This window comes from Pseudomonas reidholzensis (assembly GCF_900536025.1).
Lineage (GTDB): Bacteria > Pseudomonadota > Gammaproteobacteria > Pseudomonadales > Pseudomonadaceae > Aquipseudomonas > Aquipseudomonas reidholzensis.
Genome location: NZ_UNOZ01000022.1, coordinates 141,700 through 163,835 on the forward strand (window position 1 = coordinate 141,700; position 22,136 = coordinate 163,835).

21 protein-coding genes are annotated in these 22,136 nt (G+C 62.6%); 10 read left to right on the forward strand and 11 right to left on the reverse strand.

The window, feature by feature from the left end; genetic code table 11:
* The 8 genes from gacA to CCOS865_RS16080 all read right to left on the reverse strand — a co-directional run bounded on the left by gacA (nucleotide 1) and on the right by CCOS865_RS16080 (nucleotide 6,034).
* Nucleotides 1-639, reverse strand: a complete 639-nt coding sequence (gene gacA / locus CCOS865_RS16045) for a response regulator transcription factor GacA (protein ID WP_119142543.1) — start codon at nucleotides 637-639, stop codon at nucleotides 1-3.
* A 63-nt stretch (nucleotides 640-702) separates the two neighbouring features.
* Nucleotides 703-1,092, reverse strand: a complete 390-nt coding sequence (locus tag CCOS865_RS16050) for a helix-turn-helix domain-containing protein (protein ID WP_119142545.1) — start codon at nucleotides 1,090-1,092, stop codon at nucleotides 703-705.
* 115 nt (nucleotides 1,093-1,207) lie between these two features.
* Complete coding sequence (locus CCOS865_RS16055; protein ID WP_119142547.1) at nucleotides 1,208-1,639, reverse strand: GNAT family N-acetyltransferase; 432 nt, start codon at nucleotides 1,637-1,639, stop codon at nucleotides 1,208-1,210.
* Nucleotides 1,640-1,710: 71 nt separating this feature from the next.
* Nucleotides 1,711-2,406 carry a glutathione S-transferase N-terminal domain-containing protein gene (locus CCOS865_RS16060; protein ID WP_119142549.1) on the reverse strand — a complete coding sequence of 232 codons (696 nt, stop codon included), beginning with the start codon at nucleotides 2,404-2,406 and terminating at the stop codon, nucleotides 1,711-1,713.
* Nucleotides 2,407-2,526: 120 nt separating this feature from the next.
* Nucleotides 2,527-3,300, reverse strand: coding sequence for an OmpA family protein (locus CCOS865_RS16065; RefSeq protein ID WP_119142551.1), 774 nt, complete (start codon nucleotides 3,298-3,300; stop codon nucleotides 2,527-2,529).
* A gap of 10 nt (nucleotides 3,301-3,310) precedes the next feature.
* Nucleotides 3,311-3,697 (reverse strand): DUF4398 domain-containing protein, encoded by a 387-nt coding sequence (locus tag CCOS865_RS16070; protein ID WP_119142553.1) that lies wholly within the window; start codon nucleotides 3,695-3,697, stop codon nucleotides 3,311-3,313.
* A 316-nt stretch (nucleotides 3,698-4,013) separates the two neighbouring features.
* On the reverse strand, nucleotides 4,014-4,511 hold the full coding sequence (locus CCOS865_RS16075; RefSeq protein ID WP_119142555.1) for a PaaI family thioesterase: 498 nt from the start codon (nucleotides 4,509-4,511) through the stop codon (nucleotides 4,014-4,016).
* A gap of 116 nt (nucleotides 4,512-4,627) precedes the next feature.
* Nucleotides 4,628-6,034 (reverse strand): amino acid permease, encoded by a 1,407-nt coding sequence (locus CCOS865_RS16080; protein ID WP_119142557.1) that lies wholly within the window; start codon nucleotides 6,032-6,034, stop codon nucleotides 4,628-4,630.
* A 258-nt stretch (nucleotides 6,035-6,292) separates the two neighbouring features.
* On the opposite strand from CCOS865_RS16080, the gene gcvA reads away from it, so the two are divergent.
* Nucleotides 6,293-7,189 (forward strand): transcriptional regulator GcvA, encoded by an 897-nt coding sequence (gene gcvA, locus CCOS865_RS16085; RefSeq protein WP_119142559.1) that lies wholly within the window; start codon nucleotides 6,293-6,295, stop codon nucleotides 7,187-7,189.
* A gap of 116 nt (nucleotides 7,190-7,305) precedes the next feature.
* Entirely contained in the window at nucleotides 7,306-8,556 is a 1,251-nt protein-coding gene (locus CCOS865_RS16090; RefSeq protein ID WP_119142561.1) for a 2-aminoadipate transaminase, read from the forward strand.
* 3 nt (nucleotides 8,557-8,559) lie between these two features.
* Here the strand turns inward: CCOS865_RS16090 and CCOS865_RS16095 are convergent, their stop codons facing one another.
* Entirely contained in the window at nucleotides 8,560-8,853 is a 294-nt protein-coding gene (locus tag CCOS865_RS16095; protein WP_119142562.1) for a hypothetical protein, read from the reverse strand.
* A 190-nt stretch (nucleotides 8,854-9,043) separates the two neighbouring features.
* Here CCOS865_RS16095 and CCOS865_RS16100 point away from each other — a divergent pair, with 190 nt between their 5' ends.
* Together CCOS865_RS16100 and fusA are read left to right on the forward strand one after the other, a co-directional pair.
* Nucleotides 9,044-9,472, forward strand: coding sequence for a hypothetical protein (locus CCOS865_RS16100; RefSeq protein WP_119142564.1), 429 nt, complete (start codon nucleotides 9,044-9,046; stop codon nucleotides 9,470-9,472).
* 100 nt (nucleotides 9,473-9,572) lie between these two features.
* The gene (gene fusA / locus CCOS865_RS16105) at nucleotides 9,573-11,684 is read left to right on the forward strand and encodes an elongation factor G (protein ID WP_119142566.1); all 2,112 of its coding nucleotides are present in this window, start codon (nucleotides 9,573-9,575) and stop codon (nucleotides 11,682-11,684) included.
* Between the two features lie 145 nt (nucleotides 11,685-11,829).
* On the opposite strand, the gene CCOS865_RS16115 is transcribed toward fusA, so the two are convergent.
* A complete protein-coding gene (locus tag CCOS865_RS16115; RefSeq protein ID WP_119142568.1) occupies nucleotides 11,830-13,272 on the reverse strand; it encodes a SulP family inorganic anion transporter in 1,443 nt (480 codons plus the stop codon).
* Between the two features lie 202 nt (nucleotides 13,273-13,474).
* Between CCOS865_RS16115 and CCOS865_RS16120 the strand changes: the two genes are divergently transcribed.
* Both CCOS865_RS16120 and aceA read left to right on the forward strand, forming a co-directional pair.
* Nucleotides 13,475-14,239, forward strand: coding sequence for a secretin N-terminal domain-containing protein (locus CCOS865_RS16120; RefSeq protein WP_208644541.1), 765 nt, complete (start codon nucleotides 13,475-13,477; stop codon nucleotides 14,237-14,239).
* Nucleotides 14,240-14,733: 494 nt separating this feature from the next.
* Nucleotides 14,734-16,059 carry an isocitrate lyase gene (aceA, locus tag CCOS865_RS16125; RefSeq protein WP_119142572.1) on the forward strand — a complete coding sequence of 442 codons (1,326 nt, stop codon included), beginning with the start codon at nucleotides 14,734-14,736 and terminating at the stop codon, nucleotides 16,057-16,059.
* Between the two features lie 137 nt (nucleotides 16,060-16,196).
* On the opposite strand, the gene CCOS865_RS16130 is transcribed toward aceA, so the two are convergent.
* Nucleotides 16,197-17,357, reverse strand: a complete 1,161-nt coding sequence (locus tag CCOS865_RS16130) for an MFS transporter (protein WP_244216130.1) — start codon at nucleotides 17,355-17,357, stop codon at nucleotides 16,197-16,199.
* 460 nt (nucleotides 17,358-17,817) lie between these two features.
* On the opposite strand from CCOS865_RS16130, the gene CCOS865_RS16135 reads away from it, so the two are divergent.
* From CCOS865_RS16135 to nuoC, 4 genes are all read left to right on the forward strand, one after another.
* Complete coding sequence (locus tag CCOS865_RS16135; RefSeq protein ID WP_119142574.1) at nucleotides 17,818-18,129, forward strand: hypothetical protein; 312 nt, start codon at nucleotides 17,818-17,820, stop codon at nucleotides 18,127-18,129.
* 1,043 nt (nucleotides 18,130-19,172) lie between these two features.
* Nucleotides 19,173-19,586: an NADH-quinone oxidoreductase subunit A gene (locus CCOS865_RS16140; RefSeq protein ID WP_003251427.1), complete on the forward strand. Its 414-nt coding sequence runs from the start codon at nucleotides 19,173-19,175 to the stop codon at nucleotides 19,584-19,586.
* A 9-nt stretch (nucleotides 19,587-19,595) separates the two neighbouring features.
* Entirely contained in the window at nucleotides 19,596-20,273 is a 678-nt protein-coding gene (locus CCOS865_RS16145) for a NuoB/complex I 20 kDa subunit family protein (RefSeq protein WP_119142576.1), read from the forward strand.
* Nucleotides 20,274-20,352: 79 nt separating this feature from the next.
* Nucleotides 20,353-22,134, forward strand: coding sequence for an NADH-quinone oxidoreductase subunit C/D (gene nuoC, locus CCOS865_RS16150; RefSeq protein ID WP_119142579.1), 1,782 nt, complete (start codon nucleotides 20,353-20,355; stop codon nucleotides 22,132-22,134).
* The last annotated feature ends 2 nt before the right edge of the window (nucleotides 22,135-22,136 follow it).

The following is a 22,136-nucleotide window of genomic DNA, read 5'->3' on the forward strand; positions in this document are numbered from 1 at the left end:
TTATAGACTTGCGTCAACCATACCGTGGCGAACGGCCAGCAAGGTCAGTTCGACGTCGCTGGTAACCGAGAGTTTTTCAAAGATCCGATACCGGTAAGTATTGACGGTCTTGGGCGACAGGCACAACTTGTCGGAGATGATCTGCACTTTCTGGCAGCCGACGATCATCAGGGCGATCTGGATTTCGCGCTCCGACAGCGCGTCGAACGGCGAACCTTGCGGCTGGAACGACTTCAGCGCCAGCTGCTGGGCGATCTGCGGGCTGATGTAGCGCTGGCCGGCAAAGGCCAGGCGAATGGCCTGGACCATTTCATCCAGGGCCGCGCCCTTGGTCAGGTAACCGGCGGCGCCGGCCTGCAACAAACGGGTGGGGAACGGGTCTTCCTCGCACACCGTGACCGCCACCACCTTGGTGTCGGGATGGCTGCGCAGCAGCTTGCGGGTGGCTTCGAGGCCGCCGATGCCAGGCATCTTGACGTCCATCAGGACCACATCCGGTTTCAGCTCGCGGGCGAGCTTGAGGGCCGTTTCGCCGGAGTCCGCCTCGCCCACCACTTGCAGGCCGTCGATATCCGCCAGCATGCGGGTGATACCGGTACGCACCAGATCGTGGTCGTCGACCACTAGGACCCTAATCAAGCAGACACCTCGGCAATGGGGCGATTGGATCCCGACACCTTAACAAAAAATGTCATGCGTAACCTAGCGTAAAGCGTCCTGGATATAGGCCTGACGGTCGTGGTGACGCAGCCGGTTAGCGTCTTGGCCCGTGGCGTCGCCCAGCAGGCGGCCGACCAGGTGCCAGAGCGCCGCCTGGTCGCTGCCTGGTAAACGCCGAAAGGCGCCGAGCAGACGGTTCTCGTCACTGCTCAGGCTGTCCAGCGGTGCCGGGGTGCGCTGGCCGCTGAGCACGTACAGGGCATCCACGCCCTTGGCCGCCACCGCCGCCAGGTAATCGACCCGCGGCGTGCGTTCGCCGCTTTCGTATTTGCCCTGGGCATTGGGCTCGACCCCGCCGATATCGCCAAAAACCCGCTGGGTCAGGCCCAGCCGTTCTCTTTCTTCCCTGAGCCGCGGCCCGAATCCTTTCATGTGTTGCGCTTCCTTATGCGTATCGCCGAAACGGTGCATCCCGCACCCATGTGAATAGCGGTGAATCCGTCTGCGACTATGCCAATTGGATCCAGTGCACGCAAGCCGCCGGCGGTCAGCTGACCGCGCGCTGCATGCGCACGAAGCACTCGTCCTCGCCCATCTCCTCGAAACCCTGGCGCAGGTACAGCTGGCGGGCGGGATTGCTGTTGAAGACCATCAGGCGCAGCAATGGCAGTTTGCGCTGCACGGTCCACGCGGCCAGGGTTTCCAGCACCCAGCTGCCCACGCCGCGCCCACGGTGCTCGGGCAGCAGGTGCAGCTCGCGGATGAACAGTGCCTGGCGGTCCTGGCTGAGGCTGCAGAAGCCCAGTACCGCCCCGCCCTCGACGACCAGCCACTGCTCGCGCCAGCCCCACGCCTCGTCGAAGGCTTCTTCGATCCACAACAAATCGAATTCACGGTAATAAGGCAGCATCGCGCGGCGCGTCAGGTCGCGGGCGAAGGTGCGGCGCGCGTCCGTGGCGGGGATCAGTTCAAGGGGCATGGCACACCGGTGCACTGCCCGGCCTCCTGCGCGCGCCTGCCGCTGCGAGTCATCGTGTGCTCCTAGGCTCATCAGCCGGGGATCTTCAACCCCCGCTGCACCGCTGGCCGCTCGAGGAACGCCGCCAGCACCCGCTGGACCTGCTCGAACTCTTCGAACCTGACCAGTTCACGGGCATTGTAGCGGTCCACCAGGTTGCGCACCCAGGGGAAGATGGCGATATCGGCGATGCTGTAGTCGTCGCCCATCCACTCACGGCCTTCCAGGTGCCGATCGAGCACGCCGAGCAGGCGCCGCGACTCGTTGACGTAGCGATCGCGTGGGCGTTTGTCTTCGTACTCTTTGCCGGCGAAGAAGTGGAAGAAGCCCACCTGGCCGAACATCGGCCCGATGCCGCCCATCTGGAACATCAGCCACTGCAGGGTCTGATAGCGGCTGGCCGGGTCGGCGCTGAGCAACTGCCCGGTCTTTTCCGCCAGGTACTGCAGGATCGCACCGGACTCGAACAGCGCCAGCGGCTGCCCGTTTGGCCCGTTCGGGTCGAGGATGGCGGGGATCTTGTTGTTGGCGCTCAACGAGATGAACTCGGGGCTCAACTGGTCTTCGGTCTCGAAACTGACCTTGTGCGCCTCATACGGCAGGCCGATTTCTTCGAGCATGATCGACACCTTCACCCCATTGGGCGTCGGCAGGGAGTACAGCTGCAGGCGCTCGGGGTGCTGCGCGGGCCATTTGCGGGTGATGGGGAATGCGCTCAGGTCGGTCATGGTCGGTAGCCTGTGGACGAAAGAGCCCACACTCTAGGGCCAACACCGACCGTTGACCATCTCCCGTTAGAGCCACCCCCTGCAGTCACGCACCGCTACAGGGGGTGCCTGGGAGCGCCGTCAGTAACGCGGGGCGACCGAGTTGGCGTCACGCGAGATGATCACTTCGACGCGGCGGTTGAGCTGACGGGACTGGCCATCGGCGTTGGTCGCCACCGGATACTGCTTGCCATAACCGGCCGTGACGACCCGTTCGGCCGCGATGCCCTGACGGCGCAGCGCATTGCCCACCGCAGCGGCGCGGCGCTCCGAGAGCATCTGGTTGAGCCCATCGCTACCCGTGGCGTCGGTGAACCCTTCGACCAGGACCTTGCGCTCCGGGTTATCCAGCAGGTACTGGGCCAGTTGCAGGATGTCGCGCTGGCTGCCCTGGCGCAGCTCGGAGCGGCCGGTGTCGAACAGCACATCGCCGAAGGTGATGAGCATGCCGCGATCAATCGGCTTGGCCTTGAGTGCCTGCAGCGCCTTGAGCTGGGCAGTGCGCACTTCCAGGCGGGCCAGGTTGCGCTGCGCCTCGATACGCTGCAGGCCGGCCTGGGCCTGGCGCAGGTTGATGGTCTGCTCCGCCGTCTCGATCTTGCGCTGGGCCAGGTAGGCCAACTGCTCGACCTCGCCCCCCTTGCGGTCCTTCAGCGAGGCCTGCTCGGCCTTGCCCAGCGCAGCGTAGGCCTCCTGGGTTTCCAGCGCGGCGATTCGGCTGGCCGCAGGCTTGCCCTGCAGCATCGAGTAGGCCTCTCGGGCCTCCATCAGTTGAGCGTTTTCAGGGGTCGTGCCGCAACCGGCCAGCAGCAGGCTGAAAACCGACACGGTAGGCAAGCGGTAGCGTTTCAACATGTTCTGTTCCTTAAAGGACGGAGGTTTCGGAAGGGGCATCGAGCAGCTCTTGTTTAAGGACTTCGATGCCCTTTTGCGCATCCTCGAGTTGTTCCTGGGTCTTGCTGGCCAGGGCCTTGCGCTCAGCCAGACGCGCATCGGCCTCGGACTGTTCGGCAAGGGTGCGGACGGTGTTCACGTCCAGGTGCCCCAGCGCCCGGTCCATCGCGCTGAGCTTGTCTTGGGCGGCGCGCATTTCCACGGGCGCATAGTGGGTGGCATCGGCTGAAACGGCGCGGTTGACGGCGTTGCGCGTCAGCTCGATCTGCTCGTTTGGCATGATCACGTTGGCGCAACCGCTGAGAACCACCAGCAAGCCGGCGACAGGAAGGACCTTGGGGTTGAATCTGGCGCGCATGGAACATCTCCTTTAACGCGTTGGCGAACGACCGGGCACGCAGGGATCATCGCGACCGGGCTGTGTCTGCTTCTGGGAAAATGAGCCGGGATGTTCAGGCGACAGCCGACCGAGCAGCGAAACGGCCTCGGTGGAGAATGGCAAAGGTAATGACGGTGAACATCGCAAGCAGCCTAGGGTGGGAAGGCAGCTAGGCTATTGCGCAGATCGCGTAGGCCCTATAGGGCTGGGACGTCGCACCTTGTAGGGATTTTCAGCGCGGACCCCGGCGCCGAAGGCCCAGGAGCGGTGAAGGACCGCCCCGGGTCAGGTTGTCTCAGGCCAGGCCGTGCGCCTGGTGCTTGAGCTTTTCGGTGTCGACCCGGACAAACAGCGAATCGGCCGTGACGGTCAGCACATCGCCGGCCCAGACTTCGCAGATGACCCGGGTCTTGCGACCCACCTCACCTTCTACGCGCGCCTTGAGCAGCAGCTCCACGCCCATCGGCGTCGGTTTCAGGTAGCTGAGGCTGAGCTGGCCGGTCACGCAGTGGATACGCGGCAGACTCTCAGGCTCGCGACCTTCGGCGCGATAGTGCCAGGCCATCGCGGTCCAGTTCGAATGGCAGTCGACGAGCATTGCCAAAAGGCCGCCGTAGACCAGCCCTGGCCAACCGATGAAGCCGCTGTCCGGGGAGTGCCGACAGATCACTTCGCTGCCGTCGGCACTCCAGAAACTGTCGATGTGCAGGCCCGTGGGATGGGCGCAGCCGCAGCCATAACAGGTGCCGTCGGGGGCGGCCAGAGACTGCAGTGAAGAGACTTTTTCGTTCATGGGCTTCCTGGAATTGTGGGTATTGGAAGAGCCCCTAGGGTAACGCCAGGCCTGTGCCGCGCCAATGAAAAAGCCCGTGACCAGGTCACGGGCTCGATACGTGCGGCTAACCGTTGCTAGGCGCCTTTGCCGTTCGCCACCACGGCGCTGGCAGGGCCCTGTGCGTTACGCCGACGGGTCAGCGAAACCAGCAGGATGAACAGCGTCACCCCGGCGGTCATCAGCGTCTCGTAGCGATAGGCGTCGCTCAACAGCATGTAGCCCAGCACCATCACGATGGTGCCGATCACCAGCCAGGTCAGCCAAGGGAACAGCCACATCTTCAGCTCCAGCACGGTGCCGTTGCGGTCGGCCCGGGCACGCATGCGCAGCTGCGACACGGCGATCACCAGGTACACCAGCAAGGCGATGGCGCCGGTGGTCGACAGCAGGAAGCCAAACACCTTGCCGGGGAACACATAGTTGACCAGGCAACCGGCGAAGCCCGCCAGGGTCGACAGCAGCACCGCCACGGTTGGCACGCCGTTGCCGGACACGCGCTTGATCATGCGCGGCGCTTCGCCTCGCGAGCCGAGCGAGTAGAGCATCCGCGAAGCGGTATAGAGGCCCGAGTTCATGCAGCTGGTCACTGCGACCAGTACCACCAGGTCGACCACCAGTTTGGCGCCCGGCACGTTGAGCACTTCGAGCACCCGCTGGAAGGACCCGACGGCTTTCAGGGCCGGGTCGTTCCAGGCCACCAGCGACACCACCAGGAAGATCGACGCCAGGTAGAAGATACCGATGCGGTACACCACCAGGTTGGTCGCGCGGCGGATCTTGTCTTTCGGGTTGGCGGTTTCGTCGGCGGCAATGGTGACGATCTCGGCACCGAAGAACGAGAAGATGGTGATCAACACGCCGCCCAGCACCGTGCCGAAGCCGTTGGGCATGAACCCGCCGTTGCTCCACAGGTGGCTGACGCCGGAGGTCTCGGCCAGCGGCCAGAAGCCGAACACGGCCATGCTGCAGATGCCGATGAAAGCGACGATGGCGATCACCTTGATCAAGGCGAACCAGTACTCGAACTCACCGAAGTTCTTCACGCTGATCAGGTTGGTGCACGACAGCACGACCATGATCAGGAAGGCGAACAGCCAGGACGGTACGTCGGGGAAGTAGGCGTGCAGGATGTCGGCGCCAGCGATCGCTTCGACCGGAATGATCAGCACCCAGAACCACCAGTACAGCCAGCCGATGGTGAAGCCCGCCCACGGGCCGATGGCCTCGCTGGCATAGGTGGAGAAGGAGCCGCTGTTGGGGTTGGCGATGGCCATTTCGCCGAGCATGCGCATCACCAGCAGGACCAGCAGGCCGGTCATCGCGTAGGAGATGAGAATCGCCGGGCCCGCCGTGGCGATGGCGTTGGAAGAACCGATGAACAGGCCGGCACCGATGATGCCGGCAATGGAGATCATGGACACCTGGCGGGAGGTCAGGCCGTGTTGCAGGGAACGCTGTTTCTTGTTGTGTTGCGAAGCCATGGAAAACCCTCGAGTGGGTCGGCCGCCGCAGGGGACGGCTGAACTTGGAGCAGAATTCTTGAAAGTCGGTAGTGCTCGTTTGTTGTTGTTGTGAGGACGACGCTGAAGGGACTTTTTCTCCTGTTTCCATCACCGGTTGTAATCATTGATCCAGGTCAGTATTAATCTATAGGGCGTGGCCAACAAACGACCTTTTCGACGTACATGATTCCTCTTCGGAATGAACTTCATCCTTTTTCGCTGGGTAATAGACTGATCATGTCCAAACGCCTGATGCCTTCCACCACCGCCCTGCAGTGCTTCGAAGCGGCCGCCCGGCACCTCAGCTTCACCCGTGCGGCGCAGGAGCTGCACCTGACCCAGAGCGCGGTCAGCAAGCAGGTGGCGCAACTCGAGGACATGCTCTCGCACCCGCTGTTCCAGCGCATTCGCCGGCGCCTGCACCTGACCCCGGCGGGCGCCCTGTACCTCACCGAGGTGAACAAGATCCTCACCCAGATCGACATCTCCAGCCGCTACATCCTGAGTTACGGCGACGAGACCGAGGTGCTGCGCATCGCCACCCAGCCGACCTTCGGCGCGCGCTGGCTGGTGCCGCGCCTGAAGGGCTTTGGCGACCGTTACCCGCGTATTCACCTGGATATTCGCAACGAACTGGAGCCGTTCGACCTGGTCCAGGCCAAGGCCGACATTGCCTTTTTCTTCGGCCAGGGCACCTGGCCAGGGGCGACGTGCATCGAGCTGTTCAGCGAAGAGGTGGTGCCGGTGTGCGCGCCAGAGCTGCTGGCGCGTTACCCCTTCGACAGCGCCGAGGCACTGACCGAGCACCGGCTGTTGCAGTGCGCGTCACGCCCGGAGGCCTGGCACGAGTGGTTTCTGGGGTTGGGCCTGCACAGCGAGAACAGCTACCACGGGCCGCGCTTCGACACGTTCTACCTGTGTATCCGCGCGGCCATCGCCGGCTGCGGGATCGCCCTGATCCCGCGTTACCTGGTGGCCGAGGAGCTGACCGAGGGCAAGCTGGTGGTGGCCTGGGACCATCCGGTGGCGAGCAATGGCCGGCACTTCATCGCGCATGCCGAACATGCGGCAGAGGTGCCGAAGATCCGGGCGTTCGTGCAGTGGATTCGCGAGCGCGTGGCAGAGGGCAATTGAGTGGGCTGGCGGTGACTTCCAGAATCTATGGAATGATCGCAATCGGATAATTCGTTTGCGGACTAATCCCGCGACGCGCTTGGATATAGGCAAAATCGAACAAGGTCCGCGTGCTCATGAATCAGGAAAGTATCAGCCAGTCCATTGCCGTAGTTCACCCGATCACACTTTCCCATGGGCGCAATGCGCAAGTCTGGGACACCGACGGCAAACGCTACATCGACTTTGTCGGCGGCATCGGCGTGCTCAACCTGGGCCACTGCAACCCGGCCGTGGTCGAGGCGATCCAGGCCCAGGCCAGCCGCCTCACCCACTACGCTTTCAACGCCGCGCCGCATGGCCCGTACCTGGAGCTGATGGACCAGCTGCAACGCTTCGTGCCGCTGAGCTACCCGCTGGCCGGTATGCTCACCAACAGCGGTGCGGAAGCGGCGGAAAACGCCCTGAAAGTGGCCCGTGGCGCCACTGGCAAGCGCGCCATCATCGCCTTTGACGGCGCCTTCCACGGGCGTACCCTGGCCACCCTCAACCTCAACGGCAAAGTGGCGCCGTACAAGCAGCGCGTCGGTGACCTGCCTGGGCCGGTGTACCACCTGCCCTACCCTAGCGTCGACACCGGGGTGACCTGTGAGGAAGGGCTCAAGGCCCTGGAGCGGCTGTTCAGCGTCGAGCTGGCCGTGGAAGACGTGGCGGCGTTCATTCTCGAACCGGTGCAGGGCGAAGGCGGCTTCCTGGCCCTCGACCCGGCCTTTGCCCAAGCCTTGCGGCGGTTCTGCGACGAACACGGGATCCTGATCATCATCGACGAGATCCAGTCGGGCTTTGGCCGCACCGGCCAGCGTTTTGCCTTCCCGCGGCTGGGCATCGAGCCCGACCTGCTGCTGCTGGCCAAGAGCATCGCCGGCGGCATGCCGCTGGGGGCGCTGGTGGGGCGTCAGGACTTGATGGCGGCACTGCCCAAGGGCGGCCTGGGCGGCACCTATTCGGGCAACCCGATCGCCTGCGCGGCGGCATTGGCCAGCCTGGCGCAGATGACCGACGAGAACCTGGCGACCTGGGGCGAACGCCACGAGCAGGCCATCGTCGGCCGTTACCAGCGCTGGCAGGCAGCGGGCCTGAGCACGGCGCTGGGGCGCCTGACCGGGGTCGGCGCGATGCGCGGGATCGAGCTGGTCAATGCCGACGGCAGCCCGGCACCGGCGCACCTGGCCAAGGTGCTGGCATCGGCACGCGCCAAGGGCCTGCTGCTGATGCCCAGCGGCAAGGCCCGGCACATCATCCGCCTGTTGGCGCCGCTGACCATCGAGCCAGAGGTGCTCGAAGAAGGCCTGGATATCCTCGAGCAGTGCCTGGTGGAACTGGGCTGAGGCTTACAGGCCCAGCTCTTCTGGGGTGAGCATGTCGGACTCGAAGGCGATCCAGCCGCCTTCCAGTTCGGCGTGGCCGTTGACGATCGGGCCGTAGTAGGTCAGGCCGTTCTCCAGGGTCACGCAGATGTGCGTGGCGGGTTTTTCCGGGGCCGCCAGGGCGCCGACGAAATGCACCTTCTTCAGGGTCTCGGTCACCGCCTCGAGGCCGACGCGGATATTGACGTTCTCCGAGGCCTCGGTATCGCCCCCGCGGTCTTCGCTGCTGATGGTGACGGTGGCGGTATACTTATACATGCTCAATCGGGCTGCCTTTTACGTGTAAGGAGCGGCGCGTCGGGCGCCGGGGCGTACAGGGTACGGCAGCGCTCAGCGGTTGTCTCTAGCCCCCTATCGCGGGGCATTTCCCAGACAGACCACATGGCCTGCAAAGCCTCGATCTGTTAGGGTGCCCGCCGAAGCACGCCACACCACACGAGGACACCGAGTGAGCGCCGAAGAACCCCTGATCGCCGACCTGTTCGAGGTCGACAAACGCCTGACCCTCAAGCCCGTCGTGGACTTCAACAGCTACCTGCGCAACGCCTTTGGCGACGGCCCGTGCCGCTGCCACCGCTGCGTCGAGGGCGCTGGCGATGAGAGCAGCTACAGCCACCGCCACACCTTCGAGTTCGACGGCCGGCAGACCCACCGGCGCTTTGCCAACACCGCTGGCAGTGACGTGCTGCAGGTCCTGAAGAAAGCCTGGCTGTCGTACACCAAGGCCGAGCTGCAACTGATCGGCGAGCTCGACATCGCCGCAGTCAAGGGCTTCACCGACACCGAGCAGCACCCGCGCCTGCTGGTGCTGCTGGCCGCCAGCGGCCTGGCGCGCGAAGTCGACGGGCGCTGGCACTTGGTCGCTCAAGCCGACTGACACCGCTCCTCGCTTCACCGGCCATCGGGCAAGCAGGCCGTCAGCGGTCTGCTACCGTGGGAGTACCCCTCCCCGCGCATTCACCCACAGGTGACTGACCATGGCCCGCACAACGCCCATCGAGCTGTACCGCAATATCGGCATCGTCGCCCACGTCGATGCCGGCAAGACCACCACCACCGAACGCATCCTGTTCTACACCGGGGTCAACCACAAGATGGGCGAGGTGCACGACGGCGCCGCGACCATGGACTGGATGGCCCAGGAGCAGGAGCGCGGCATCACCATCACCTCGGCCGCCACCACGGCGTTCTGGCAGGGTTCCACCAAGCAGTTCGGCGACAAGTTCCGCTTCAACATCATCGATACCCCCGGCCACGTCGACTTCACCATCGAGGTGGAGCGCTCGCTGCGCGTGCTCGATGGCGCGGTGGTGGTGTTCAGCGGCGCCGACGGGGTCGAGCCGCAATCCGAGACGGTCTGGCGCCAGGCCAACAAATACCATGTGCCGCGCCTGGCCTACATCAACAAGATGGACCGCCAGGGCGCCGACTTCCTGCGCGTGGTCAAGCAGATCGACCAGCGCCTGGGCCACCATCCGGTGCCGATCCAGCTGGCGATCGGCAGCGAAGAGAACTTCATCGGCCAGATCGACCTGGTGAAGATGAAGGCCATCTACTGGAACGATGCCGACCACGGCGCCAGCTACCGCGAAGAGGAGATCCCCGCGGAGCTGCAGGCGCTGGCCGACGAATGGCGCGCGCACATGATCGAAGCCGCCGCCGAGGCCAATGATGAATTCATGGAGCTGTACCTCAATGGCGAGGAATTGAGCAACGAGCAGATCAAGGCCGGCCTGCGCCAACGCACCATTGCCAACCAGATCGTGCCGACCGTGCTCGGCTCGTCGTTCAAGAACAAGGGCGTGCCGCTGATGCTCGACGCGGTGATCGACTACCTGCCCGCGCCGAGCGAGATCCCGGCGATCAAGGGCACCGACCCGGACAACGAAGAGAAGCACCTGGAACGCCACGCCGACGACAACGAACCGTTCTCGGCGCTGGCCTTCAAGATCGCCACCGACCCCTTCGTCGGCACCCTGACCTTCGCCCGGGTCTACTCGGGCATCCTCAGCTCCGGCGACGCCGTGCTCAATTCGGTCAAGGGCAAGAAGGAACGGGTCGGGCGCATGGTGCAGATGCACGCCAACCAGCGCGCCGAGATCAAGAACGTGTGCGCCGGCGACATCGCCGCGCTGATCGGCATGAAGGACGTGACCACCGGCGACACCCTGTGCGACCTGAACAAACCGATCATCCTCGAGCGCATGGACTTCCCCGACCCGGTGATCTCGGTGGCGGTCGAGCCGAAGACCAAGGCCGACCAGGAGAAGATGGGCATTGCCCTGGGCAAGCTGGCCCAGGAAGACCCGTCATTCCGGGTCAAGACCGACGAAGAGACCGCGCAGACGATCATCTCCGGCATGGGCGAGCTGCACCTGGACATCATTGTCGACCGCATGCGCCGCGAGTTCGGCGTCGAGGCCAACATCGGCAAGCCGCAGGTGGCGTACCGCGAGAAGATCCGCAACACCTGCGAGATCGAAGGCAAGTTCGTCCGCCAATCTGGTGGGCGTGGTCAGTACGGCCATTGCTGGATTCGCTTTGCGCCTGGCGATGAGGGCAAAGAAGGCCTGCAGTTCATCAACGAAGTGGTCGGCGGGGTGATCCCGCGGGAGTACATCCCGGCGATCCAGAAAGGCATCGAGGAGCAGATGCACAATGGCGTGCTCGCTGGCTATCCGTTGATCGGCCTCAAGGCGGCGGTGTTCGACGGCTCGTACCACGATGTCGACTCCAACGAGATGGCGTTCAAGATTGCCGCCTCGATGGCCACCAAGCAGCTGTCCAGCAAGGGCGGCGCGGTGCTGCTGGAGCCGGTGATGAAGGTCGAAGTGGTGACGCCTGAAGAGTACCAGGGGGACATTATTGGCGACCTCAGCCGGCGCCGCGGGATGATCCAGGAAGGCGAGGAAACACCGGCCGGCAAGGTGATCCGCGCCGAGGTGCCGCTGGGTGAGATGTTCGGTTACTCGACGCAGATGCGCTCGATGACCCAAGGGCGGGCCAGCTATACGATGGAGTTCACCAAGTATGGCGAGGCCCCGGCGAACATTGCCGAGGCGATCGTGAAGAAGAACACCGGCGGTTGACCGTTCAGGGGATGTCCACGCGAGCCGCCCGCCCTGTAGGAGCGGGCTTGCCCGCGAAGCAGCCAGCGCGGTGTATGGCACCGGCGTCGCCGGTGTTCGCGGGCAAGCCCGCTCCTACAGGAGTTTCCACAGACACCCGCAGCACTCAGTGCTGCTCCCCTGCCCGCTTGAGCAGCTTCTTGCAACGCTCCGACAGATGCACCACGCGCAGATGCTTGCCCGCCTTGGCATAGCGTTCGCGCAGGGTCTGCAACGCCGCCACGGCCGAGTAGTCGACAAAGCTCAGGTGCTTGCAATCGAGGGTCACGCCGTCCGGATCCCCCGCCGGGTCGAACTGATTGAGAAACGGCGCAGTCGAGGCAAAGAACAGCGTGCCATGCACCTGATAGCGCTTGCCGCCCTCACCATCGTCATGGCTGTCGGCATACAGCTCGCGCGCATGCTGCCAGGCAAAATTCACCGCCGCGATCACGATGCCGAACAGCACCGCCGTCGCCAGGTCGGTAAACACCGTCACCACCGTCACCGCAATGATCGCCAGCACATCGCTCACCGGCACCTTGTGCAGAACCCGCAAAGAGGCCCAGGCAAAGGTCTGCTGGGCGACCACGAACATCACCCCGACCAGCGCCGCCAGCGGAATACGCTCGATCAGCGGCGACAGGAACAACACGAACAGCAGGATCATGCCCCCGGCCACCACCCCGGACAGCCGCCCGCGGCCGTTGGAGCTGAGGTTGATCACGGTCTGGCCGATCATCGCGCAGCCGCCCATGCCGCCACACAGCCCCGAAACCATGTTGGCCGCGCCCAGTGCGACGCACTCGCGATCAGGGAAGCCGCGGCTCTCGGTGATCTCGTCGGTGAGGTTTAGGGTCAGCAGGGTTTCCAGCAGCCCGACCATCGCCATCAGCAGCGCGTAGGGGGCGATGATCTTCAGCGTCTCGAGGTTCCACGGCACGTCCGGCCAGGCCAGTTGCGGCAGGCCACCGGCGATGTGTGCCATGTCGCCAAGCGTGCGTGTGGGCAGGTCGAACAGGTACACCAAGAGGCCGACACCCAGGATCGCCACCAGCGCCGGCGGTACGGCGCGGGTCAGCCGAGGTAGCACGTAGACCACCAGCATGGTCAGCGCCACCAGGCCGATCATCAGGTACAACGGCGCGCCGTCGAGCCAGTGCTCGCCCTGCTTGAAATGCTCCAGCTGGGCCATGGCGATGACGATGGCCAGGCCGTTGACGAAGCCGAGCATCACCGGGTACGGCACCAGGCGCACCAGCTTGCCCAGGCGCAACGCACCGAACAGGATCATCAGCACGCCGCCGAGCAGCACCGTCGCCAGCAGGTACTGCGCACCGTGCTGCACCACCAGGGCGACGATCACCACCGCCATCGAGCCGGCGGCGCCGGAGATCATCCCCGGGCGCCCCCCGAACAGAGCGGTCAGGGTGCAGATGATGAAGGCACCGTACAAGCCCATCAGCGGGTTGAGGTGGGCGACCAGGGCAAAGGCGATGCACTCGGGCACCAGGGCGAAAGACGTGGTCAGGCCGGCGAGGATGTCGGCGCGAAGTCGGGCGGGTTTCATGGAGGTCCTGTAATCAGCGAATCTGCGGCGGGCCGTATCGCGGGGCAAGCCCGCTCCCACGAAGTTCCTGCTGCGTGGGAGCGGGCTTGCCCCGCGATACGGCCCGCGATGTTACGGAATTTGTCTGACCGCCACCACCGTCACCCCGTCCACACCTGCATTTGTGATCCTCACCCGGCAAGATCCAGACAAATTTGCCATCATGTCTGTTCTACCCGCGGAGATCATGGACATGCCGCTACGCCCGCTACTCGCCTCCCTGCTGCTGGCTGCCAGCCTCACCGCCCAGGCCGCCACCGAGGTCTTGCCGCTGCAGCACCGCAACAGCGCCGAACTGCTGCCCACGGCCCAGTCCTTCCTGGGCAAGGACGGCAGCGTCAGCGCCTTCGAGAACAAGCTCATCGTCAACGCCAGCCCCGAACGCATCGACGACCTGCGCGCCCTCTTGCAGCAGCTGGATACCGCCCCGAAACGCCTGCTGATCAGCGTCGACAACAATGACAGCAACTTCCAGGACAACCGCGGCAACGCCCGGATCATCCGCTACGGCACCAGCAACCGCGAAGGCGGCCTGCAGCAGGTACAGGCCAGCGAAGGCCAACCGGCGCTGATCCAGGTCGGCCAGAGCGTGCCCATCACCAGCAGCAGCACCGACGGCTACGGCCGTGTGCAGACCGACACCGAATACCGCAACGTGACCCAGGGTTTCTACGTCACCCCAAGTCTGAGCGGTGAGACGGTTCGTCTGGCGATCAGCACCAATAATGATCGAATGAGCAGCGAACGTCCGGATGTAGTGAAAGTGCAAAGTACCGACACGACCGTCACCGGCAAGCTCGGCGAGTGGATCACCCTGGCCGGGTACAATCAGCAGAGCCAAGCCGAACGCAACACGTCAAGCCACAGTTACAGCACCCAGCGCGGTGAAAACATGACATTGCGTGTCAAAGTCGACCTTTTGGACTGATCCCAGGCAATTCAAGGCCTCGACCAAAGGCCTTGAAAATGACCGTCGAGTCGCATTAGACGAAAGATGTAGTAACCACTAAAAAGCACTACAAAACATTTGACAGGCACTTTTTGGCGAGGGCATGATGGCCTCGCTCCCGCTAATCAGAGGCCCTGGCAAGGGTCTTCGAGGCGCGCTCCTCCCACCCTTGGAGGCGCCTCGTGTCACTACGGCCCACAAGGCGGTTCGACCGGATTGCGACTGCAACGAAGAAGTTGTCCCGAGGGACGGAAGCGCATCACCGCAGTCACAGGCAAGCCTAGTCGCACCGCAGCAAGGCATCCACGAGCCGACCTGCAGCACTACATTGCCCGCGCTGCACCCTCCTTCCCCTTCGAGCCTTCGCGTCAGCCGTCGCAACACCGCCGAACAGGACAGCCGTCAGGCTTCTGATCCGCGACTTTGAGCATCAGCACAATTACCCCAAGATCGATGCGACGAGGTTTATTTCCATGGCACTGACACGCGAACAGCAAATTGCAGCCCTCGAGAAAGACTGGGCCGAGAACCCGCGCTGGAAAGGCGTGACCCGTACCTATAGCGCCGCTGATGTCGTTCGCCTGCGTGGCTCGCTGCAACCGGAGCACACCCTGGCCCAGGTAGGCGCTGAAAAACTGTGGAAGCTGGTCACTCAAGGTGCCCACCCGTCCTTCCGCCCTGAAAAAGATTTCGTCAACTGCATGGGTGCCCTCACCGGCGGCCAGGCAGTGCAACAGGTCAAGGCTGGTATCCAGGCCATCTACCTGTCCGGCTGGCAGGTTGCCGCCGACAACAACTCGGCCGAGTCGATGTACCCCGACCAGTCGCTGTACCCGGTCGACTCGGTACCGACCGTGGTCAAGCGCATCAACAACTCGTTCCGCCGTGCCGACCAGATCCAGTGGAAAGCCGGCAAGAACCCAGGTGACGAAGGCTACATCGACTACTTCGCGCCGATCGTGGCCGACGCCGAAGCCGGTTTCGGTGGCGTGCTCAACGCCTACGAGCTGATGAAGAACATGATCGAAGCGGGCGCCGCCGGTGTGCACTTCGAAGACCAGCTGGCCTCGGTGAAAAAATGCGGGCACATGGGTGGCAAGGTCCTGGTACCGACCCAGGAAGCCGTACAGAAGCTGACCGCTGCGCGCCTGGCTGCCGACGTTGCCGGTGTACCGACCATCATCCTGGCCCGTACCGACGCCAACGCCGCCGACCTGCTGACCAGCGACTGCGACCCGTACGACCAGCCGTTCGTGCTCGGCGAGCGCACCCGTGAAGGCTTCTATAAGGTACGTGCCGGCCTCGACCAGGCCATCGCCCGCGGCCTGGCCTACGCCCCGTATGCCGACCTGATCTGGTGCGAAACCGCCAAGCCTGACCTGGACGAAGCGCGTCGCTTTGCCGAAGCGATCAAGAAGGAGTACCCGGACCAGCTGCTGTCGTACAACTGCTCGCCGTCCTTCAACTGGAAGAAGAACCTGGACGACGCCACCATTGCCAAGTTCCAGCGCGAGCTGTCGGCGATGGGCTACAAGCACCAGTTCATCACCCTGGCCGGCATCCACAACATGTGGCACGGCATGTTCAACCTGGCGCACGACTATGCGCGCAACGACATGACCGCGTACGTCAAGCTGCAGGAGCAGGAGTTCGCTGATGCGAGCAAGGGCTACACCTTTGTGGCGCACCAGCAGGAAGTGGGCACTGGGTACTTTGATGACATGACCACTGTGATTCAGGGTGGCGCGTCTTCGGTGACGGCGCTGACGGGGTCGACTGAGGAAGAGCAGTTCCACTAAGCCCCAGTACACCACGGGTTAAGGTGAGTTAGAAAACGGGCGCCTCGATTGAAGCGCCCGTTTTTTATTTTCTGTTCAAGCAGAAACCACCGCCAGATAGCAGCAGTAGAAATCGTGCAGGTTTAGCTTTAGGCCTTTCATCGCGATTGCTCGCTTTGTCGCCAGCTGAAGTACCTGTGCAACAGTAGACATATCCCGCCAAACAACACGCCGCCAATGCCGAACACTGCCCAAGCCCCGTTGTAACCCAGCCCGGCCAGCATCGGAACCGCAATCCCTACACAAAGCACTCGGGCGCCTGCCTGCAGGACAGGAATCAATGAAAACAGCATTCCTTGACGCGCCGCCGGCGCACGCTGGGCAATAAGGGTCGCCATATAAGTGGTGCCGAGAATTTCGCCAAGCGTCCATATCCCTACAAACAACAAAATGGGCAGCCAGCCGTCAACAAACGCATAGGCTCCAAAACCGATGCCATAGCTGAGCGCCGCCAATGCCAGATTATCCATGGGACTCCACCGCCGCGTGAGGGCGATAAGCGGCCGTGTCAGCACGATGACCAGCAACCCGTTGACGATCCCGGCAACCGCAAACAGTCGCGCGGAGTCTCCGATATCAAGCGCGCCCAACCATAGTGGGAACTGGTACTCACGCTGGCCATCAAGCAGTGAAACACCAAGGAACAAGGCACCGGCCACGATCACCACGCAGGGTATGGGACCTGATCCAGCCCGGCCGCCCAATGAACCCAGACGGGGTACAGTCTCGAGCGCCGGCAGCGGCAGCAAAGCGCTGGTGACCAAGCACACCAGACTGGTCGCGACGGCAAACCACACCAGATACTGGCTACTCCAACTCAACAGTAGGCCGCCGACAACGAAGAGCATCACGCCACCGGCATTGCTGGCGAGGTGCAAATAGGCGAAGGCACCTACCTGATCATCGGGCTCGGCCGCCCGTGCCGTCATGACGCTGAACAACGGTGTAACAAGGCCAGCGCTGAACATGAAGGTCAGAATCAGACCAATCGACAGCAGTTGCCAGACCGGCAGCAGACTGGCCGACAGGCTTGCCAATGCGATGACCGAAGTAGCCAGCAGTAGCGCTCTGCTCCCCAGGCGCCCAGATAAATGGCCACCGACCAAGTTGCCCGCCCGATAGCAGATGATCATCAAGGCGACAGTCGTCGCCAGCTCCCCCTCTTCGAGGCCGAAGTGTCGCTGCATGAAGATTGCCGCAAATGAGCCCACGCCATTTGCCATGACGAACAACAATTTGAGCAGGGCGACTTTATGCATGGCGGGGGTCATTTGCATAAATTATCGAGCACCGGAAATGAGGAATGATTTTGCTAGGCAGAGCATGATAAGCCCCAGCGGAAATCAAACCTGCCCTGCGGAATAAATCAGGAAGAATCCTACAACTAGGTGTTGCTCACGAACGGAGTGCGGACTTTTCTGATTTTGACTTGAGGGGTGTGCGAAGCCCACTCAGGGAAATATCCTACGCGCTCTGCTGAAGCCATCACCTTCTCAGTGGGAACTCGTGCCTCTAGGCTTCATTCCGTCGCTGAATAACTCAGCGATGGGGTGTGGTAACCCGGAAATTCGATTTCTTCATGTCAGTCATGGCAGCTGTGCGCGGGAGGCTTTCGAGCCTGCCGGGTATTGGGAAATCGATCCGGTTTACCACCCCGCGTATAGCTGCCACCAGTTCGTGTGGTAACGGGTTGTGGCGGCCACTGATAGAGATTTCCCCATGACTAAAAAGCTTGTGCCTGACCCTCCACTTCCCTGCACCACATCCCACGCCTTCGGCCGATGCGATGCTGGGCATCCTCCCCTGTATTCCGTGAACCCGAACATCGCCATTGAAGACGCCCTGGTCCATGTGGCCCTACACCTGCGCTGCGCCTATGAAACCGGCATCCGGGCAATGGATCATCTGCGGGATGAGGGGCGCGGGATGTTCTGGGCGAATTTGCATGCGGTCGAAGCGGCTGAGGGGGTTGTGGATTCTTTGCTGAACAGCTTTGAGTCCGGGACCTTGAGCAAGAGATTGCTGGAGTGAGTGGGCCATTCCCGCCCTGAATAGCATCAGGGCGACCAGGCGCATGCCACCAGCTGTTCTGGCGCCCTTGAGATCGAGCGCCGCCCGCGCGGCGCTTCGCGAGTAAACTCGCTCCCACATTTGTTGCAACGCACCATGGCCTGTGAAAGATGAGTTGCCAGCCTTGGTGCAAGGCGAAAGGTTGCGGGGAGGCCATTTGGGTCGGCTCAAGATTTTCGCCGGACAAACAAGGGCTAAGCCTGGGGTCTGTCAGGCCATGGCACGATGCAACAAATGTGGGAGCGAGTTTACTCGCGAAGCGCCGCGCGGGCGGCGCTCGATAGTGAGAGCGCTAGAGAAGCCAGTGGCATGCGCCTGGCAGCCCTCCAGCAATCCCAAGCCGGGAACCTCCCCCACCCACCCCCATAAAAAGCAAAACCCAGGATCAGGTCTATGCTTCCCCCATAACAACAAACAGCAAGGACTGCCCATGTCCCGCCGAACCAGCCTTTTCACAATGGCTACGGTCGCAGCTGCCCCCTATCCCAACGCGGCGGCGAGCCCCACTGCTCTGCTTTCGCCAGTCAGCAGCACATCTAGCGCGACACGACGCGCTCGGCCCCACCCACAAAATCACCAAAGTATTGATCCAGAGCGGGTCGCACCACCCCGAATAATGCTAGAACGAGAGTCCTTCGCATTTGCAAGTAGGCAAATCGCCGTGACCAACTTAGCAAGCATCAGACCCAGTAAAGAAGACCGGCTCAGCCTAAACGATATCAATTATCATTACGCAACTTGCCAGCCGTTACAGAATGCAAGAAACATAATTAACAAAACCGCCCGCAATGCCCGAAAATCAAGGCTTTCAGCCAGTTACGAGCGTTTTTTGTTGTTAAACCCATGAATTAATTTGCTATAGAAATTTTACTTGCACTGGGTTTACCCATAAAATCAGCGCGATTGATTCAGCTGCGACATTTGGTCACTGCACCTGCGACACCACGTCGCCGCTTTACTTATTTCAGACTGCAGAGCTGGGTCTCTGTATAAGGATCTCTAGCATGTCCGATTCGGCAGGACTCATCGCCCACAACTGGGGCTTTGCCATCTTCCTCCTGGGTGTCGTCGGCCTGTGTGCCTTCATGCTCGGCCTGTCCAGCCTGCTCGGTAGCAAGGCCTGGGGCCGCGCCAAGAACGAACCCTTCGAATCCGGCATGCTGCCCGTCGGCAGCGCCCGCCTGCGCCTGTCCGCCAAATTCTATCTGGTCGCGATGCTGTTCGTGATCTTCGATATCGAAGCCCTCTTTCTCTTTGCATGGTCTGTGTCCGTCCGCGAAAGCGGCTGGACCGGATTCGTCGAAGCACTCGTTTTCATAGCAATTCTGTTGGCAGGTCTTGTCTACCTTTGGCGCGTCGGGGCTCTTGATTGGGCTCCCGAAGGTCGCCGCAAGCGGCAAGCGAAGCTGAAACAATGAGGCTTTGGCATGCAATACAATCTCACCAGAATCGATCCGGATGCGCCCAACGAGCAGTATCCGGTCGGTGAGCGGGAAACCGTCACCGACCAGCTGCTAGAGGACCAGGTCCACAAGAACATCTACATGGGGAAACTCGAAGATGTGCTGCGTGGCGCGGTCAACTGGGGTCGCAAGAACTCCCTCTGGCCGTATAACTTCGGCCTGTCCTGCTGCTACGTGGAAATGACCACGGCGTTCACGGCACCCCACGACATCGCTCGCTTCGGCGCCGAAGTCATCCGGGCCTCGCCGCGTCAGGCCGACTTCATGGTCATCGCCGGTACCTGCTTCATCAAGATGGCGCCGATCATTCAGCGCCTGTACGAGCAGATGCTCGAGCCGAAATGGGTCATCTCCATGGGCTCGTGCGCCAACTCCGGTGGCATGTACGACATCTACTCGGTCGTTCAAGGGGTCGACAAGTTCCTCCCCGTGGACGTCTACGTACCCGGCTGCCCGCCGCGCCCCGAGGCGTTCCTGCAAGGCTTGATGCTGCTGCAGGAGTCGATCGGCAAGGAACGACGCCCGCTTTCCTGGGTGGTTGGTGATCAAGGCATTTACCGTGCCGAGATGCCCGCCCAGAAAGACCTGCGTCGTGAACAGCGCATTGCAGTGACCAACCTGCGCAGCCCCGACGAAGTCTGATCCAGCGACCTGCCGCCCGCTCCCCCTGGAGCCGGCGGCCTGGCTTCATTCTCTACGTTGACCCAAAGCGACCGAGACCATGACAGCGGACAACGCTATTTTTATTCCGCCTTACAAGGCTGACGACCAAGATGTGGTCGTCGAACTGAACAACCGTTTTGGCGCCGAGGCATTCGTCGCCCAAGAGACCCGCACCGGCATGCCGGTACTGTGGGTCAAGCGCGCCCAGCTCAAAGAGGTGCTCAGCTTCCTGCGTGGCGTGACCAAGCCCTACAGCATGCTGTACGACCTGCATGGCGTCGACGAGCGCCTGCGCACCCAGCGCCGCGGCCTGCCCGCCGCCGATTTCAGCGTGTTCTACCACCTGATGTCGGTCGAACGTAACAGCGACGTGATGATCAAGGTGTCGCTCAGCGAAGGCGACCTGAACCTGCCGACCGTGACCGGCATCTGGCCAAACGCCAACTGGTACGAGCGCGAAGTCTGGGACATGTTCGGCATCGACTTTGCCGGCCACCCGCACCTGAGCCGCATCATGATGCCGCCCACTTGGGAAGGTCACCCGCTGCGCAAGGACTACCCCGCCCGCGCCACCGAGTTCGACCCCTACAGCCTGACCCTGGCCAAGCAGCAGCTTGAAGAGGAATCGGCACGTTTCAACCCGGAAGCCTGGGGCATGAAGCGTCAGGGCGCCAACGAGGACTACATGTTCCTCAACCTGGGCCCTAACCACCCGTCCGCGCACGGTGCGTTCCGTATCGTCCTGCAGCTGGACGGCGAAGAGATCGTCGACTGCGTCCCGGACATCGGCTACCACCACCGTGGTGCCGAGAAGATGGCCGAGCGCCAGTCGTGGCACAGCTTCATCCCCTACACCGACCGTATCGACTACCTCGGCGGGGTGATGAACAACCTGCCGTACGTACTCGCGGTGGAGAAGCTGGCCGGTATCAAGGTGCCGCAGAAAGTCGACGTGATCCGCATCATGCTCGCCGAGTTCTTCCGCATCACCAGCCATTTGCTGTTCCTGGGTACCTATATCCAGGACGTCGGCGCCATGACCCCGGTGTTCTTCACCTTTACCGACCGCCAGCGCGCCTACACCGTGATCGAAGCGATCACCGGTTTCCGCCTGCACCCGGCCTGGTACCGCATCGGTGGCGTTGCCCACGACCTGCCGCGCGGCTGGGAAAAACTGGTCAAGGACTTCGTCGACTGGCTGCCCAAGCGCCTCGACGAGTACAACAAGGCCGCCCTGCAGAACAGCATCCTCAAGGGCCGGACCGTCGGCGTGGCCGCCTACAACACCAAAGAGGCCCTCGAGTGGGGCGTCACCGGTGCCGGCCTGCGTTCCACGGGCCTGGACTTCGACCTGCGTAAAGCCCGCCCGTACTCCGGCTACGAGAACTTCGAGTTCGAAGTACCGCTGGCCCACAACGGCGATGCCTACGATCGCTGCATGGTCCGTGTCGAGGAGATGCGCCAGAGTATCCGCATCATCGACCAGTGCCTGCGCAACATGCCGGAAGGCCCGTACAAGGCGGATCATCCGCTGACCACGCCGCCGCCGAAAGAGCGCACCCTGCAGCACATCGAGACCTTGATCACGCACTTCCTGCAAGTCTCGTGGGGCCCGGTCATGCCGGCCAACGAGTCGTTCCAGATGATCGAAGCGACCAAGGGCATCAACAGTTACTACCTGACGAGCGACGGCGGCACCATGAGCTACCGCACCCGGATCCGTACCCCGAGCTACCCGCACCTGCAGCAGATCCCTTCGGTGATCAAAGGCAGCATGGTCGCGGACTTGATCGCGTACCTGGGCAGTATCGACTTCGTTATGGCTGACGTGGACCGCTAAGC

Coding starts and splice junctions, on each gene's coding strand:
- CCOS865_RS16050 (WP_119142545.1), bottom strand. CDS start 1,092: ATGAAAGGATTCGGGCCGCGGCTCAGGGAAGAAAGAGAACGGCTGGGC.
- CCOS865_RS16055 (WP_119142547.1), bottom strand. CDS start 1,639: ATGCCCCTTGAACTGATCCCCGCCACGGACGCGCGCCGCACCTTCGCC.
- CCOS865_RS16060 (WP_119142549.1), bottom strand. CDS start 2,406: ATGACCGACCTGAGCGCATTCCCCATCACCCGCAAATGGCCCGCGCAG.
- CCOS865_RS16065 (WP_119142551.1), bottom strand. CDS start 3,300: ATGTTGAAACGCTACCGCTTGCCTACCGTGTCGGTTTTCAGCCTGCTG.
- CCOS865_RS16070 (WP_119142553.1), bottom strand. CDS start 3,697: ATGCGCGCCAGATTCAACCCCAAGGTCCTTCCTGTCGCCGGCTTGCTG.
- CCOS865_RS16075 (WP_119142555.1), bottom strand. CDS start 4,511: ATGAACGAAAAAGTCTCTTCACTGCAGTCTCTGGCCGCCCCCGACGGC.
- CCOS865_RS16080 (WP_119142557.1), bottom strand. CDS start 6,034: ATGGCTTCGCAACACAACAAGAAACAGCGTTCCCTGCAACACGGCCTG.
- gcvA (WP_119142559.1), top strand. CDS start 6,293: ATGTCCAAACGCCTGATGCCTTCCACCACCGCCCTGCAGTGCTTCGAA.
- CCOS865_RS16090 (WP_119142561.1), top strand. CDS start 7,306: ATGAATCAGGAAAGTATCAGCCAGTCCATTGCCGTAGTTCACCCGATC.
- CCOS865_RS16095 (WP_119142562.1), bottom strand. CDS start 8,853: ATGTATAAGTATACCGCCACCGTCACCATCAGCAGCGAAGACCGCGGG.
- fusA (WP_119142566.1), top strand. CDS start 9,573: ATGGCCCGCACAACGCCCATCGAGCTGTACCGCAATATCGGCATCGTC.
- CCOS865_RS16115 (WP_119142568.1), bottom strand. CDS start 13,272: ATGAAACCCGCCCGACTTCGCGCCGACATCCTCGCCGGCCTGACCACG.
- CCOS865_RS16120 (WP_208644541.1), top strand. CDS start 13,475: ATGTCTGTTCTACCCGCGGAGATCATGGACATGCCGCTACGCCCGCTA.
- aceA (WP_119142572.1), top strand. CDS start 14,734: ATGGCACTGACACGCGAACAGCAAATTGCAGCCCTCGAGAAAGACTGG.
- CCOS865_RS16130 (WP_244216130.1), bottom strand. CDS start 17,357: ATGCATAAAGTCGCCCTGCTCAAATTGTTGTTCGTCATGGCAAATGGC.
- CCOS865_RS16135 (WP_119142574.1), top strand. CDS start 17,818: ATGACTAAAAAGCTTGTGCCTGACCCTCCACTTCCCTGCACCACATCC.
- CCOS865_RS16140 (WP_003251427.1), top strand. CDS start 19,173: ATGTCCGATTCGGCAGGACTCATCGCCCACAACTGGGGCTTTGCCATC.
- CCOS865_RS16145 (WP_119142576.1), top strand. CDS start 19,596: ATGCAATACAATCTCACCAGAATCGATCCGGATGCGCCCAACGAGCAG.
- nuoC (WP_119142579.1), top strand. CDS start 20,353: ATGACAGCGGACAACGCTATTTTTATTCCGCCTTACAAGGCTGACGAC.